The sequence below is a fragment of the Rothia nasimurium genome, from assembly GCF_928381415.1.
Taxonomy (GTDB): domain Bacteria; phylum Actinomycetota; class Actinomycetes; order Actinomycetales; family Micrococcaceae; genus Rothia; species Rothia nasimurium_H.
The window spans coordinates 1-258 of the sequence record NZ_CAKMSF010000040.1 but is presented as its reverse complement, the minus strand read 5'-3'; the positions used below and the strand labels follow the sequence as shown (position 1 = coordinate 258).

1 protein-coding gene is annotated in these 258 nt (G+C 57.8%); it reads left to right on the top strand.

Translation table 11 applies throughout. The features are described from left to right. Positions 1 to 258, top strand: a 258-nt coding sequence (locus tag L7A20_RS11900; RefSeq protein WP_237223689.1) for a transposase, incomplete at both ends; no start/stop codon positions are given.

Genomic DNA, 258 nt, shown 5'->3' with positions numbered 1-258 from the left:
AAGAACAAGGCCTAGACCTCAGCAGCGACACCCTACTCAAAACCCTCACCCAAGACATCATCCAAGCTGCCCTCGACGAAGAACTCACCGACCACCTCGGCTACCCCAAACACGCCGAAAACCCCAACCAAACAAGCCAAAACACCAGAAACGGCTACCGCACCAAAAGAATCCTCACCGACACCGTCGGCCCCATCGACATCAAAGTCCCCCGCGACCGCGACGGCTCCTTCGAACCGACCATCGTGCCCAAACGAG